This window comes from Paenibacillus sp. JCM 10914 (genome assembly GCF_001315105.1).
GTDB lineage: Bacteria > Bacillota > Bacilli > Paenibacillales > Paenibacillaceae > Paenibacillus_AQ.
This window is the reverse complement of the sequence record NZ_BAZR01000006.1, coordinates 119,383-135,655: the sequence shown is the minus strand read 5'-3', so window position 1 is coordinate 135,655 and position 16,273 is coordinate 119,383. Positions and strand designations below refer to the sequence as shown.

General features: G+C 48.8%; 10 protein-coding genes. 1 reads left to right on the top strand and 9 read right to left on the bottom strand.

The genetic code is table 11. From position 1 onward, the window contains the following. Positions 1–51: 51 nt before the first annotated feature. The 4 genes from JCM10914_RS10285 to JCM10914_RS10270 all read right to left on the bottom strand — a co-directional run bounded on the left by JCM10914_RS10285 (position 52) and on the right by JCM10914_RS10270 (position 4,409). On the bottom strand, positions 52–900 hold the full coding sequence (locus JCM10914_RS10285; protein WP_023960388.1) for an alpha/beta fold hydrolase: 849 nt from the start codon (positions 898–900) through the stop codon (positions 52–54). Positions 901–1,264: 364 nt separating this feature from the next. Continuing rightward, positions 1,265–2,281: a sensor domain-containing diguanylate cyclase gene (locus tag JCM10914_RS10280; RefSeq protein ID WP_023960386.1), complete on the bottom strand. Its 1,017-nt coding sequence runs from the start codon at positions 2,279–2,281 to the stop codon at positions 1,265–1,267. 51 nt (positions 2,282–2,332) lie between these two features. Further along, positions 2,333–3,127 (bottom strand): alpha/beta fold hydrolase, encoded by a 795-nt coding sequence (locus JCM10914_RS10275; RefSeq protein ID WP_023960384.1) that lies wholly within the window; start codon positions 3,125–3,127, stop codon positions 2,333–2,335. 283 nt (positions 3,128–3,410) lie between these two features. Then, positions 3,411–4,409, bottom strand: coding sequence for a sigma-70 family RNA polymerase sigma factor (locus JCM10914_RS10270; RefSeq protein WP_023960382.1), 999 nt, complete (start codon positions 4,407–4,409; stop codon positions 3,411–3,413). A 260-nt stretch (positions 4,410–4,669) separates the two neighbouring features. Between JCM10914_RS10270 and JCM10914_RS10265 the strand changes: the two genes are divergently transcribed. Next, complete coding sequence (locus JCM10914_RS10265) at positions 4,670–6,115, top strand: DEAD/DEAH box helicase (RefSeq protein ID WP_023960380.1); 1,446 nt, start codon at positions 4,670–4,672, stop codon at positions 6,113–6,115. 246 nt (positions 6,116–6,361) lie between these two features. Here the strand turns inward: JCM10914_RS10265 and JCM10914_RS10260 are convergent, their stop codons facing one another. The 5 genes from JCM10914_RS10260 to JCM10914_RS30055 form a co-directional block, all read right to left on the bottom strand. Further along, complete coding sequence (locus tag JCM10914_RS10260) at positions 6,362–6,985, bottom strand: hypothetical protein (protein ID WP_231638605.1); 624 nt, start codon at positions 6,983–6,985, stop codon at positions 6,362–6,364. A 108-nt stretch (positions 6,986–7,093) separates the two neighbouring features. Then, positions 7,094–8,629, bottom strand: a complete 1,536-nt coding sequence (locus JCM10914_RS10255; protein ID WP_269433874.1) for a malate:quinone oxidoreductase — start codon at positions 8,627–8,629, stop codon at positions 7,094–7,096. Positions 8,630–8,975: 346 nt separating this feature from the next. Beyond that, positions 8,976–9,761, bottom strand: coding sequence for an ion transporter (locus JCM10914_RS10250; RefSeq protein WP_023960374.1), 786 nt, complete (start codon positions 9,759–9,761; stop codon positions 8,976–8,978). A 218-nt stretch (positions 9,762–9,979) separates the two neighbouring features. Further along, positions 9,980–14,290, bottom strand: a complete 4,311-nt coding sequence (locus tag JCM10914_RS10245; RefSeq protein ID WP_052019707.1) for an LPXTG cell wall anchor domain-containing protein — start codon at positions 14,288–14,290, stop codon at positions 9,980–9,982. 165 nt (positions 14,291–14,455) lie between these two features. Further along, positions 14,456–16,249, bottom strand: a complete 1,794-nt coding sequence (locus JCM10914_RS30055; protein ID WP_023960370.1) for a sortase — start codon at positions 16,247–16,249, stop codon at positions 14,456–14,458. Between the last annotated feature and the right edge of the window lie 24 nt (positions 16,250–16,273).

Below are 16,273 nucleotides of genomic sequence, written 5' to 3'. Positions count from 1 at the left end.
AGAACGAGCCTCTGCTTATAGCGGCTCGTTCTGATATTGAAATATAGCAGATCAGTCTAAAGTTATTACCGCAGTATGCTGAATGATCGCATCGATGACCGAATCCCATTCAGCGGGATGGATCTCATGACCTGAGCCTTCCAGCGTCAGCAGGACCGCGTTCGGAATCGTATCAGCCAAGGCCAATCCGTGCGGATATGGAATAATCGGATCTTCCGTGCCATGAACAATCAGAGCAGGTACGTGAATGTCGGCGATCCTTGCCAAATCGGACAGCTCGCCTCCCACTAGCCCGTGATTGTTCATACTGGCGTAAGCATGGCTTCTTGCTAATTCTTTCCGTGCCAGATACTGAATCCGTTCTTCATCAAACGGATACTTCGAGCCGGACAACACCCTCCATTTGCCTACGGAGAATTCAATCGCCGCCTCGTCATCAGACCAATCCACCGCTCCTGCATGCGCAAAGAAATCCATCACTTTCTCCTCCATCGGAGGAAGATCCGGTGCAAAATTAGACGTGGCGATCAGGGTAACCGTTAGTACGCGTTCGGCATGCCGGAGCGCTACTAACTGGGTCAGCATGCCCCCCATGGACATGCCGGCAATATGTGCCTGCTTGATACCGTAAGCATTCAATATGCCCACGGCATCATCGGCCATATCCCCAAACGTGTAACCCGGCTGTCCGAGCTCGTAGACCGTAGAACGACCCACATCACGGTTATCATAACGGATGACGAAGCGCCCCGCATTCGCCAGTCGTTCGCAGAATTCATCCTCCCACCATACCATTGAAGATTGGGCTCCCATCATGAGCAAAAGGGCTGGATCTGCAGGATGACCGAAGCTTTCCGTGCATATTTCCACCTGATTGATTGTAAAGAGTTGTTCTGTCATCGTATATTCCTCCATTACGAAAAATAAATATAAAAAAACACAGGCTTGGCGCCTGTGTTTGCCGTAATCGAGAATCAGAAAATAAATGCATGTGTGCCATACATTTCATTTTCTATATGTCAGCCCGCCTAAACAGAACATGTCCGTCGATGGATCATCTCCCGCATATGTCAAGCTAAACAAGGTTACCATGGGGTAAACCATTCTTCGATTACTACACACAGAAACATAGCCAATATCGATCTATTAGATTTGTGCACCGTAACAATCGAATCATTAGTTTAACACACGTAACCCTCCGTCCATTGTAAATTTAGCCAATCGTAACATGCCTATTTCTATGTGTCAACGCTCTTGTCAGGTACTAAGAATCCGCGCGACATCTGCTTAAAGATTGTGGGTGATACGCCAGATCCATATAATGCGTAACCCGATTCCTGCCGTTTTGCTTGGAGGCATAGAGGGCCTGATCGGCTTTGTGCAGCAACGATGTCTCTTGATCATCCATGGAGGCTGTGGTCATTCCTATGCTGATCGTTATGCTTCCCATGTCCCAGGTCGAATCGTGGACGGCGAGTCGCAACCGCTCTGCTACGCCACGTGCGTCCTCCATATTCAGTTCTGGCAGAATCATGACGAACTCTTCCCCGCCATAACGCGCTACGATATCCTGCTCACGAGCACTTGCGAGCAGAATGCCCGCCACACTCGACAGAACTTCGTCCCCTTGCGCATGTCCCCAAGTGTCGTTCACGCGCTTGAAATGATCGATATCGATCAGGAATAACGAGAACGGCTGCTGTGTCTGTCGATACCGTTGCACATGCTCCTCGAGCTTCTCCTGAAAATATCTACGGTTCTTCAGCCCTGTAAGCTTGTCCGTGTTCGACAGTTCGACCAACACGGCATTAATCTCCATCAGCTCCATCTGCTTCCGTTCAATCTCCATGTGAATATGCTTCAGCTCACCAAGCGCCCGATCCTTCTCCCAATAAGCCTCTTCGATCTGCTTCTTGGCACTGCGCAGTTCCAGCTCGTAATCGATGCGCTTTCCCATCTGTACCAGCACGCAATCCAGCCATTCCTGGCCGTGCTGCTCAAACTTTCGTCCATTAAGAATGAATGGTATGGATTCCCCGCGGCTATTCTTCAAACGAATGAACAGTTCTTCTACATGGCCATCTAGATGGATATGAGGGTAGAAGTAAGAGTGGAAGATCAGCTTGTTCGCCGTTGACATCATCGCCTCGACATGGTGCTGCACCACGTCCTCTTCCCGGTAACCCAACATATCAAGAAAGGTCCGATTCACCTCTCGCACGATGCCTTTGGGGGTAATGGAAACATAGCCGCATGGTGCATATTTCAATCGCTCATCCATCGTTTATCGCTCGATCCTTTCCGTACGGGGCCTTAACGAATTGCAGTAAACTTACCTCAGATACTCCTGAATCCATGCTACGGTTTCCTCCGGATGACTGATATGCGGATAATGGCCCTTCGCCTCCATGAGACGGAACGTACTGTTGTTCAAATGTTGGTGCAGATATTCGCCGGCCGCGATCGGGACAATGCTGTCATCGGAGCATTGCATAATTAGGGCAGGGACGGTAGCCCGGGATAACTCATGGCGGCAGTCAGAGAAGAAGGTAACCTCGGCGAACTCCCGGGTAATCGCCGGATCGGCCTGAATGAAGCTTCGCTCCAATTCCTTCGTCAACTTCGGCAGCTCTGGATTATTCATCGCGATCGGTGCAAGGAAGCTTGCCCATCCCGCAAAATTCATCTCCATCATCGCCAACAACTCCAGCACATCGCTTTTGTCAAAGCCCCCGACGTAACCGTCATCGTTCAAATATCGGGCGGATGGCCCAATCATCACCAATCGATCGAATCGTTCCGGCCGACGGATGGAGGCGAGCATCCCGATCATGGAACTGACAGAGTGGCCTATACATACGACATCTTGCAGCTTCAGTGCTTCGATTACATCCAACACATCCTGTACATAGCCGTCCAGGCTGCTATACCGCTCTGAGGTGTAAACCGATTGATCCGAATTGCCCGAGCCGACATAATCAAACAGAACGATGCGATAGTCCTGCTCGAATGCCGGCGTTATATATCTCCACATATTTTGATCACAACCAAACCCATGTGCAAACAGGAGCGTACGCTCACCCGAACCCATGACTTTCACGTTATTTCGTATCAATACTTCATTCATGTTAACAAACTCCCCCGCTTGACTTCCTTCTCTCTACATTCTAAGGGACAGGCTGCAAATATCAAGTCATTCCGGTGAATTTTCGGTCAAATCCACACGAGTTTCGTCGAAGTTACGCGAATCGGGCTGCATCGCAGGCGCGATGATCTGGCAGTATGCTCAGGTGCGGACAAATAGAACCGTGGAGTATTTGGCGGCCCATTTGAAGGAATAAGATTGGCCCAGAATTAATTTTTGCGAAAAAGGACCATCCCCTTCACGGAATGGCCCTTTTTCGCAAATTCTAAGAATTATTATAATGCTCTAACAGCGCTTGGATCGAGATTCCGTTAATGGTGAGACCCGATATATCGCAGTCTTTGATATCCACGTTCGACAGATTACAATTCAGGAAGATCGTTCCGTTTAATTCGCAATTCTCAAACCGATTGCCCTCTCCCTTTTTCATGATATCGTGGAAGTAGGCACCGCCCAGCTCACAATGATGGACCTCAATCTCCCACAAGCCCACGTCATCAAATCTAACTTGATGCATGTTGATGTCGCGAAAAATGGATCGGCTCATATTGATATTCTCCAAGTGAGATCCCTCTAAATTGATGTTGCTGAATCGGGTGCTGTACATATCGATATCCTCAAAATCGCTTTCCCCCATGACAACTCGGTGGAATTGAGACTGGGACATCCTCTCATCCTGGAATACCCGCTTCTTGAACTCATCGTTCAACTTGTTCTGATTCAGATCTTCATTCACCATACACAGCATCTCCTTCTTCAATAACCTTCTTGAGCGGCGGAGTCGGCTCTCTACTGCATCGACGGATAATCCGAGAAACTCACTGATTTCTCTAATCTTATACTCATCCATGTAATAGAGGATAATGATCGTACGGTTAACCTCCGATAAGGTGTTCAAAGCGTTCCAGACTTCATGACGTAGTTCTTGTCGCAGCAAATGATCCTCAACCGTCTCGGCCTGTGCTTCCTCAGCCTTCTCCGTCCACTCATGCAGCATCTTGTTTTTGCTGGACCTGAACCAATCGATGCATTCTCTAACGGTAATAACGTACAACCAATTACCAAGCTTCTCAGGCTTCTTCAGATTAGATAAATGCCGAAAGGTCTTAATAAAGACCTCCTGCGCGATATCCTGTGCCGTGTGGTAGTTCCCTAACTTCCCATACGCTACGCCGTACACGGCGTTGGCATATTTACTGACCACCTCGCTGAACACATCCGCCACATCGCCTTTATCCACCTGATCCACAGATTCTGTTGCCATATAGACACTCGCACCTCCTCTAGCCAGACTCTTAATATAAGACGTACGAAGCGCGCAGAAACCGTCGCCATCCTTCAAATTCATTGAAATCATTTCACTTGAAAAGAACAAGCTAATGCAGAGGTAGTAGTGCCACCCCTGATTTCTGGATAAACCAAATACAATCAAGAGATTCCGAGTATAATAGATAAGTATACGATAGATGCATGGTATCGACCTGTATATATAGGTATTCGAATATAACGCAGATGAGGTTAACGATGAGCGAGAAGCAGTTTACAGATTATCAATTAAGTGAAGAGATTAGGAGAGCGCTCGATAGCCTTGGCTATACGAGGCCAACCGAGGTGCAGGCAGAGGTCATACCGGTTGCGCTGGAGAAACGGGATCTTGTGGTCAAATCCCAGACCGGCAGCGGCAAAACCGCCGCCTACGGCATTCCGCTCTGCGAGCAGGTTGAATGGAACGAGAATAAGCCGCAGGCCTTAATTCTAACCCCCACCCGTGAACTCGCCCTACAGGTCAACGAAGACATTACCAATATTGGACGTTTTAAACGAATCAAGGCAACGCCTCTGTATGGTAGACATCCATTTCATATGCAAAAAGCCGAGCTCAAACAAAGAACACATATCGTTGTCGGCACACCAGGGCGCGTTCTGGACCATATTCAACGCGGATCATTGTCACTAAATCGGATCACGCATCTCGTCATTGACGAAGCGGATGAGATGCTGAACATGGGCTTTATTGAGCAAGTGCAGACGATCATTCAAGCGCTCCCGCGCGACAGGGTAACCATGCTGTTCTCGGCTACGTTTCCTGAGGATGTGGCTAAATTGGCCCATAAGTATATGAATCGCCCGGAGCAGATCGAGATTCAGGCAAGCGGACTCACGACAGCGACGATTGAACACGCACAAGTCCAGGTTAGAGAGGCCGATAAACTCGCCGTTCTTCAGAATCTGCTTATTATTGAAAATCCGGATAGCTGCATTGTGTTTTGCCGGACGCAAGAGCATGTAGATACCTTATTTCGGGCACTGGCCGATCTCGGGTATCCGTGCGATCGGATTCATGGCGGCATGGAACAGGAAGAGCGTTTCGAGGTAATGCATGCATTCCGGCGAGGGCAATTCCGCTATCTAATTGCGACCGATGTGGCCGCCAGGGGGATCGATATCTCCAATATCACCCACGTCATGAACTACGATATCCCGCTGGAAAAGGAGAGCTACGTTCACCGCACCGGACGTACGGGGCGAGCGGGTCACGCCGGCAGTGCCATAACTCTCGTCTCCCCGAGGGATGCCGGAAGATTAGCCGATATCGAAGCGTATATTGGATTTGCCATTCCGAAGATGAACGCTCCCTCTGAGGAACAGGTGGATATCCATCGGGAAGCGTTCGAACGTAAGTTGAATATCCAGCCTGAGCTGAAAAAAGACAAGCGTGAACAGTTGAACAAGCAGATTATGAAGCTAAATTTCAACGGCGGCAAAAAGAAAAAGCTTCGCGCCGTCGACTTCGTCGGAACGATTGCTAAGTTGGACGGGATCACCGCGGACGACATCGGCATCATTACCATTTTTGATTTTGTGACCGATGTGGAGATCCTCAATGGCAAAGGTCCCATGGTTCTCGAGATGATGCAGAACACCACGGTGAAAGGCAAGCTGTTAAAAGTACGTAAGGGAAATAAATAAGTCAGCACACCAAAGATGCCGCTTCGAAAGTTCGAAGCGGCATCTTGTGTTTACTGGGGGATGAGTAGGCTGGATAATTTCATTAAACCCTGGACTTATCGGCACATTCCACATAAGGCAATCTTCTCTATTATACTTCCCCCCTGCATCCTTTCGACAGGAGCCACTGTTTCATAACGGTAACCGCCTGCTGTGCACCCTGCTCGTAAAAGACAGCGACCTCCTGTCGATTCGCATAATTAAATCTTACATAGCCCCCAAGCTTCTGATAGAACAAACTGCAAGTATAGGGGTTCTCATGGGATTGATCTGGCAGAAAGGCCGCTCGACACATGCCGGCCAGCTCGGGCAGCGAAAGCTGGTTCTGTCCGGGGGGCAATTGCAGAAAGAAATGATTCCGCGTACCCGTCCACGGATCATAATAAACGACTCCCTCTTGACTGCTTCCATACACCTGACGATATATTTCATCCAGCACCATGCGTACGGCCATTCATGATCTTGCTCTCCGGCTTGCAGCAGCGATATCACCCTTAAATACTCCTCATGGCGAGGCAGCCAGATCAGCTGAGCTGTCTGAGGGTGTACGGCCAGGAAATCGCCGTCCACGGTCGTACCGATCGCGATACAGTCGCCAATCTGTTGTTCCGTAATCGGACTGTCTGCGTCAAACTCCCATAACCCGTACTCGGCAAACGGCTTCAATACCTCCGGATCTGGTATCTGCACATTCATCCATCCTCTGTACGTCCCTTGCCCGACTCGCCTTAGAAAATCTAGGTACCCGGGAGGCCAAGATCCGGTTTCTTCCTTCACATGAGCTTGAATCTGAGGATCGGACAGCGACTTGGGCTCCGATACGATATACATGACTCCCCCTCCTTAAACGGCACGAACTACAGCTTCCTATCCTCATAAAAAGAGAGCAGAACCTGGCTGTTCTGCTCTCATGGGATGTGTGTATTGGACTAGAGCCCCTTAACGCGCGATTTGAAGCTTTGAATTACTGTTTAGACCCAGTGCCTGCGCTGTGGCAGCATGCATATCTTGGATCAGTTCCGGATGCTCCACGAGCGACAAGCCGTAAGAAGGAATCATCTCTCTTAGTTTCGGCTCCCACGCTTTAACATGCTGCGGGAAGCATTTCTCAATGACTTCGAGCATGACGGACACAGCCGTGGAAGCGCCTGGAGAAGCGCCGAGCAAGGCTGCGATCGAGCCGTCAGCCGCACTGACCACCTCGGTACCGAAACGGAGTGTTCCTTTACCGCCAATATCCGTATCCTTAATGACCTGAACGCGCTGGCCCGCTACGAGCATATCCCAATCCTCGCTTTTGGCGTTCGGGATAAATTCACGCAGCTCTTCCATGCGTTTCTCCTTCGATAACATCACTTGTTGGACCAAATATTTGGTTAATGACAAATTCTTGGCGCCTGCTGCCAGCATCGTCAACATATTATTCGGCTTGATTGAACCGAACAGATCGAACAGCGAACCCGTCTTAAGGAACTTGGGCGAGAAGCCGGCAAACGGTCCGAAGAGCAGCGATTTCTGATGATCGATGAATCGGGTATCCAGATGCGGAACAGACATAGGAGGCGCTCCTACCTTTGCCTTACCGTACACTTTGGCATGATGCTGCGCTACAACCTCAGGGTTGTTACATACCATGAACAGTCCACTGATCGGGAATCCGCCGATATGCTTACTCTCCGGAATGCCTGATTTCTGGAGCAACGGCAGACTTCCTCCGCCGCCGCCAATAAAGACAAATTTAGCCGTATGGCGTTCCAATTGACCGTGATGATTCTGCACCTTCAATTCCCACGAGCCATTGCTCGTACGCTTGAGATCATTCACGCTGTGCTGATAGCGAATATCGACGTTCTGATTCTTCAAGTGACTGAACAGCATGCGCGTTAAAGCACCAAAGTTTACGTCCGTACCAGAGTCACTTTTGGTTGCTGCGATCGGTTCATTGGATGTGCGATCTTTCATAATGAGCGGAATCCATTCCTTCAATCGGCTTGGATCATCGGAGAATTCCATGTCATGGAACAATGGATTTTTCGACATGGCTTCAAAGCGCTTTCGCAAATACGCGACATCTTGTGCGCCTTGGACCATGCTCATGTGAGGCAGACGCATGATAAAATCTTGCGGGTTGCGAATCAAGTTGGCATTCACCAGGTAAGACCAGAACTGCATCGAAACCTGGAATTGCTCATTCACGTCGATGGCTTTGGTAATATCGATGGAGCCATCCGGCTTCTCTGCCGTGTAGTTCAGCTCACACAGGGCTGCATGACCGGTTCCGGCATTATTCCATTCGTTTGAGCTCTCTTCGCCTGCACTCGGCAGCTTTTCAAATACGGTTATTTTCCAGTCCGGCACTAATTCCTTCAGCATGGTTCCGAGCGTTGCGCTCATGACACCGGCACCAATTAAGATAACGTCTGTTTCAGTTTGTTGGTTGCTCATGTTTACCGTCCTTACACACTTATATTTGATGAAAGATGCCGCCTGGTGCTGCCAGAATCACGCATCTTTGCTAGTTCAATTATTGAATATATATATTTTACTATTATATGATAGTTAAATGTGATTTGAAAGCCGCTAAATTTTAACGACAAGCTATATATGTATCTCAAACCTGTAAAGAGAGCTAGGAATACACGCCATTAGCTCCCTTTAGTATTGTATGAAATTCTCATGACCGATGCCAATGAAAAAAATGCACCCGAACCAATTCTTTATACGAATATTTACAAAAGAACCACCCTTGATGGATGGCCCTTCGCGCTGTATATCGGTGACGCAAGTGCTGACCTACGCACTTACCCTCACATTATATTGTCTAACGTGCTGATTTTTTTTGCTCAAGCAGGAGCTGTTTGATTTCTTGAACATCTTTCTTAAGTTCCATGTTTTCTTTCAGCATCCGATCGAGTGTCTGGTCCCGTACCGCATCGTCGTCCTGCCCCAAATAACTGAGAATGACGGCAACCACGAGGTTCAAGATAATGAGTGCGCCGATGATAATAAACGAAACAAAATAAATCCAAGCCCATGGCATCTCCTCAATGACGGGTCTAGCTACCTGACCTGCCCACGACTCAAACGTCACCAATTGCAGTAATGTGAACAGAGAGTTATGGAAACTCCCAAAGAACTCGTATGGAAGCACATCTCTGAAAAATGTGGTGCCAATAATCGCATAAATCGAAAAAACCAGCAGTGTCAACCCCAGCACGCCTGTTAAAGCTGGCAACGACCGGATTAACGAGTCGATGATTTTGCGCAGCGACGGAATGGCTGGAATCATTCGGAATAACCGCAGCACCCGCACCAAACGCAATGCACTAACAAATGGCGTTGCCAAGAAAATCAGGCTGAGTGCCACAATGGTGAAATCGAACCAGTTCCACCCATTGGAGAAATACCGTTTAAACCCAAGGCCGATGATTTTGATCAGAATCTCCACTACAAAGATTCCAAGAATAATTTTGTCGAGGGTCAACAGAAACAAACTGCCCGTTTCATACGTTTCGGCAACGATGACCAAGCCGTTCAATAAAATAATACCAATGATAATGGAGTGAAAATATGGGGTTTCTACCAATTTCTTAAATGCTGCTCTCATAATTATGCTTCACGATTCCTTTCATCCTTATTTCTCGAATATTTACGCACAACCTCCCACGGCGTTTCGCTAAATTGACTATAACACACCCACGAATGGTTAAGGGTTTCGTCTGATTTTCTCACCAAAAATACCTCCAGACTCTTCAAGAGAACGTCTTCAAACAGCAAAAAGGGTGTCTCCCAAGATCTAAATCTTGGGAGACACCCTCGTTTCACTTAGATGGACTTTACTTCATGACGCTTGTTTCTGATAAAACTCCATACAGCGAGGACAATCAGGACAAAGCCCGCCAGTTGAAGAAGAAGATGACTTCCCTCCCCTGTCTTAGGCAAAGCGTTACCGTATGGTCGTGCTTCAGGCGTGCTGCCGTCTCCGGATTCATCCACTTCCGCTTCAGGGCCGTTATGACCAGTTGGCCCTTCACTGGAATTTTTCACATTCCCTGCCCCTTCTCCCTCTGGTTGAGGCACTGTACTAGTTTCATCAGGATTCCCGGGCTGTTCTTGCGGATCAATGCCAGTCCCCGGCGCCTCAGGCGTACCTGGCTCTACGATCGTGCCAGGCACCTCCGGTATTTCCGGTTGTGGTGGTTGCGGCGTCTCCGGTGTCACCGGACCCGGTGGGACGACTACTGGAGGATTAGGGTCAATACCGCCTCCGCCTCCGCCTCCGCTGATTCTACGGATGTTCTCAACGGTAACTTCCGTTTCCGTTCCCTGTACAATCTCGAATTCCGTGAAAGCTTGCCCTATCCTATACCCGGCAGGAGCTAGTGTTTCTTCTGCATAATATTTGCCAGGCCTTAGTCCAGGAACGGTAAACTCACCCGTCTCATCCGTCACAAGCCCAGTTAGTTCTTCGCCGCTGGCATCTTGAACAGGCTTCCTCTCGCTATCCAAAATACGAAATTGGGCGCCTCTCAGCAAGATATCCAAGCGGCCAGCCTCGATTTTATGCAGTTTCAGCGAACCGGTAATCATGTTGTTGGTAAAGGAAAGCTCCAAGGTTTGATCATCCACAATCTCAAATCTTAACGGCTCTGTCGTTAACTCGTACCCCTCAGGAGCCGACACTTCAACGAACATGTAAGAGCCTGCTCTGAGCTGATCCACAAACACTGAACCACCCGTATCGGTGGTGAGACCACTAGCTACAGGATTACCATGTAGATCTTGAAGCTCAAATTCAGCTCCGTCCAGCGGCGTTCCGTCGAAGGCATCCGTTTTGGTCAGACGGGCCGAACCGACATAGATTTCGTTGGATGCTGAGATCTGTTTCGGTGCAATCTGATTGACTTCGATCGTAAACGGGATCGGATCGGGATTAAGCTTGTATCCTTTTGGCGCTTTGGTCTCGATAAACTGATAGCTACCTGGCTCCAGGTTCGCAAGCAGGATTTGCCCGTTATGATCCGTCTCCCATTCTCTTCCGCCGTACACATCTTCGGTGACTCCACCTATGGTTCTCTGCAGTTTATAGACAGCGCCAGGCAGCTGTTTCTGGGCATCGTCCTTATCCAATTTGGTAAACACTACATCCCAATTGCCCTTCGTATTGTTAACCGTGATCCCGGAATGGCTTGACGAGAAGACAAATTTGTGACCATCTCGGTATTCGTCATCGATAAGGTACCCGGCCGGAGCTTCCAATTCCTTCAGAATATATTCACGATAACTATAATCTTCAAAAATAACTTCTCCCTGTTCATCGGTTTCCAAGATCTGCAGCAACGTGTTTCCGGTTCTGTCATACAGTCCGAACTTCGCACCAGCCAGTGGTGTCCCGTTCGCTGCATCGATCTTCTTCACCGTCAAGTTGCCTTTTCCAGGCGTATGCGCTCCGCCGCCGGCTTCGGAGAAGCTTATCCGGATGGTTTCCTCCTGGCCTTCTTGAATGGCACCCACAGACTGGCCGGCAAATGAGATATCATTGCTGACCGATTCTCCGTCATCCGCATTGATAAATGAGCTGTATTCCAGCATATAGGCTTCTTCAATCGAATTATGGAACTTCAGGGTAAACGCATTACCCTCAATCTCCAAGCTATACTCGGCTTCATCAACAAGTGCGCCTTGGGTCAACGCCCCGTTCTTCGCCACGATCGTTCGATAAAGTCGGAATGAATCCGGAATCAATATTTGATTCGAGGACAAGGTATCTTCCACGATCGCTTCTTCAACGTAAGACTGACCGCGGTTAATTCCAATGCTCCAATAAGCGAACTCCTGATCCGCTCCAGCCCCTTGACGGCCGCTCTTCTGGATAAACTCCCCACCATATCGGGGACGAACCGTCGCTGATTTGTCGAACAATTTGGCCCCTGGATTCGCCGCATCATGCATCTCAGCCTCATTGCGGTACTCTTCAGCGACCGGAAGTTGATCCAGGCTCGTTCTGTACGTGATCTGGTACGGAGAATTGATCGGGCCAGCAAACGTCAATTCAAAACCATCCTTGCCGTTCTCCGTAAGCGAGCGGAACGCATAATCGGTTCCCTCAGCGAGCGGCAATCCGATCGGAGATACTCCGTTTGCGTTACCTGTCAATTCCAACGGTTGTACTACGAAGGAATCCTCTACAAATTTCTGAGGTCCCGTATAGAAGTCACGCACGATGGGTTGATCGATTTCATAAAGGTTATAGTTCACAATCAATGTCCAAGAAATCTCTTTGGTTGTCGCGTCATATGCGCCGGTCTTGGTTCCATTGCCTGTGGTATAAGCATCCATCGGCGCCGAAACGGCTGGCAGCCCGATCGGCGTGCCTTCGTTCCAGGCCAAGCCGGTCGTGTTGCGGTATGATGGCTTAGAACCGGCCGTCGGATCAAATGTCGTGGCATATGTAATCACATGACTCGTAGAGATATCTTGAATAAACGTAATCTTGAAGCCGGAACCATAGTCAGGATCGGGCTCGAGCCGGTAATCAGAGCCCTCGCTCAACTGGCGTCCACTCTGTCCATCGGTTATGGCCAGGCTTCCAGCGACAAGCTCCATATGCTCACCCGCATAGCTATCCGTGATCACCACGCCGGTCATCGACTTCTCGTCATCGTTGAGACTTAGCTTCCAATCGATGGTCTTGTCGGCATAGTTAATTCCCGTATAGGTCTTCCAGAAAATGACCTGCCTGATGTCCCGGCCCGCGGTAGCTTCCGTCCCGTCCGGCATTCTAACCGTGTTGTCCACCCTGTCGTTATCATGTACCCGGACCGAGGCTTTCGTTTGATATCGAATCTCATAGGCAGAGTCGATGTCCTCTTCGAACTGCAGCTTGAATCCCGTTGGCGTCTTCGATACCGTATAATCCGTATCTCTGCCAAGGACTTCGCCTGTCTCACTTGCACTTCCGTTATCTTCAATCCTCATTTTGTATACGGTGAACGAGCTGTCGACCAGTTCCTGGATGCTGGTGTCGAATTCATCCTCGATCCATGCTTGGTCCTGTTCGATCCGCTGTTCGTTATAGTTATATTGAATGGCCCATGAAATCGTCTGGGAGTTAGCTTCATATCCCGTCGATTTCTTCTCCAGCGGCTTGCTGTATATCACTTCCACATTGGCCGTTTCCTTCAACGAATCCGACAGATTGGAACCTGTCACTTCCACGCTGTTGATGAATGTATCATCCTTGGGATCCATGATCCGTGTGGAATACTCGACACGGTAAGCATGGTTAATCGTTCCGCCGAATTCCAACTGGAATCCGTCTGCATTCAGAAGCTTGCTATACTCGGATCCCTCGGTAAGCTGCCCCTTTAACTGAACGCTTCCGTCCAGTTGTACCTCTAGTTCGTATACCTGAATTGAATCTTCATCCAATTCCAGGCCTGGAGGCAGCGTGTCTTTAAACACGGCGTTCTCAATCACCCGCTCACCTTTGTTGAAATCCACCGTCCATTTGATGTGGTTCGGGTTCATCGGCTTGTCTAGCGTTCCTGTTTTATCGATTTCGCTAGCATGCTTGTTCTTGAAATGAACCGGAATCGTGATCAAATCGCCTTGGAGATCAAACACGATCTCTTGCCGGGTTCCGCCCGAAAATTTACGTTCGTCAAATTCCCTCTGTACGTAGAAATTGCCGGTCCATTGCTCATTGTCTTCAATTTCCTTACTGAACGTAAACGTCACTTCACCTTCCGGCGTTACGACATACGTTCCTACACCGCCTTCCAGATCTCCTTCCAGGACCCGATCCACTTTGAACTTATCTGGAAGGCTGAACGCAAAGATTGCCCCCTCCTTGTAGCCATGATTGAGAGGCAACTCCCAGCCTAGATCGATTCTTACACGTGCTCCCTGTTCCAATCGCACATCATCTTCCGAAATATCCGTGCCGTCTTTATCTGTAATCATGATGCCGGTGATGATGTTTTGCGTGATGAGACTTCCCTGCCCCGATGTATTTAACGGAGCATCCATATCGGTATCTGCACTGGCCCATCCGTGGGGGAACAACAGATTTAGCAACAGCAACATCGCCAATAACATGGAAGCTGTCGCCAAAACTTCCTTCGCATTACGCATTCACCTCTTTCATTCATTTCGCCATGCCTTGCCAGGCACGCCTCTCCCACTATATCGCAGTGGTCTGAATATTTTCTGAATGCGTAATCGCTCATAGCTTCCTACAAAAAAATAATAGACCTGCCCGCTGTCCACGGTTGGTCTATTCAATATAAATGGAAAATATCAAGAAAGAATTCTTCCTTTTATGATCAGTCGATGCGTTGGATTGACCATGGGGTGGCAGGTCACTAACGTGATTTCCTTGTTCTCGCCGTCACTTTCCAGCACCCATACTTCCTCCGGCTTTACGATCTGCTTATCCGTTACTTCGTATTGAAATATGTCAGAACCTGTATTCACCTCAATGGAATCGCCCACGCTAAGCTCATCCAATCGATTAAAATTTCTACCAAAGGTTCGATTGCGGTGGCCGGCGATCGCATAATTCCCCATTTCCCCAGGTCTCCCTGTATGCTCAATACTGGCCAAAGACGTTTTCAGATTGTTATTCGTTGCCCCATGCAGTACAGGCAGCTCCAGATTGATTTGGGGTATGATAAGCATCGCTTCGATCTCACCTGATTGAAGCGGCCTTTGTTCCGGTAGCTCCACCTCAGCGACAACGTCCTCAACTTGTTCTGTGACATCTGTCGGCATGAGGTCATCCACAACGCTGATCCGTGCAAGACTGTCCTGCCATTCAAGGGTCAGCTTCTGCTGCTGCCCTTGCTCATACATCTCAGTGAGTTTAGGGTAAAAGAGCATGATCATGCCTACAATCAACAATATAATTGGTAATACTCGCTTGATCATGACATCACCCCCTTTCCAGTTCCAGGACTTCCAATGACTCCTCCATTCCCTGTACCATCGGACGATGTGCTCAGATAGAGGGATCTCATATTCGCCAAGCAATACGGCTCTCATTTGCTGAAATAATTTTCTGACTTCCGAATGATGATGCATTGAAGCATAGAGCTGCATTAATTCGACATAACCATCCTCCAAATAGGGCAGTTTTTCGATGGCCTGCTGGTAAATTCTCACCGACTCCGAATATTGATCGAGCATGATATGACAGGCTGCCATGGACTTGGCATGTTCGAGCCATAACAAGCGGATTCGTTCCTGCTCAGGCTCTGCCCAGACATATCGGTGATCTGCCAGGAAATCACCCGTATACATATCCATGATAGACTGGTGCAGTGGAAGCGTGTCAGGGGATATCCCTGGCGCATTTCTCAGTCGATCTTCCCACTTCTCCACATCCAGCTTGACCTGCAGCTCCAGCCGATAACCGTCGTCATGATAATGAATCTGTCCGTCAAGCCCACAAGCTCTAATCATGCTACGGATCTGGTATATCGCCGTATGGAGCTGAGTTGCCGCTTTTTTAGGCTCCTGGTCGGGCCATAGCAAATCCATGAGGGCTTGCTTACTTACCATTTTTTCTCGGTAATATATAAGATAAGCGAACAGTTCGGGGGCCTTTAACGTCTTCCAGGGAAAATAGTTGGTTTGCCCATGCTTATCCCTATAATGCAGAGACTGTAAGCAGCAGAGGGTTGTGTGCTCATCTGCGGTTCCGCTTACCAAGCGTGGCTTCAGCGGCGTAGCCCGGACAATTCTGTCCCAGGTAACGGCTAATCTTGAAGAGAGCACAGGCTTTAGCAGATAATCTAATGCGTTGACCTCAAACGCCTTGATTGCATATTCGTGGTACGCGGTCACAAAGACAATGTGAAGCTGAGGGTGTAGCTCCCACAACTTTTCCGCCAATTCAAAGCCGGTCAGCTCCGGCATCTGGATATCCAAGAACACGACATCCGGCGCTTCCAGCCGGGCTGCTGCCAATGCATCGTAAGGATTCTGATATTCACCAATCCATTCCAGTTCAGCAGAGCCCTCGCATTGTAACAACATTTTTTTCAATTTGCTTAAAGCCAGCATTTCATCATCGATGAGCCAAACCCTCAAGGTCTCTCTCCCCCTTCTGTGCTC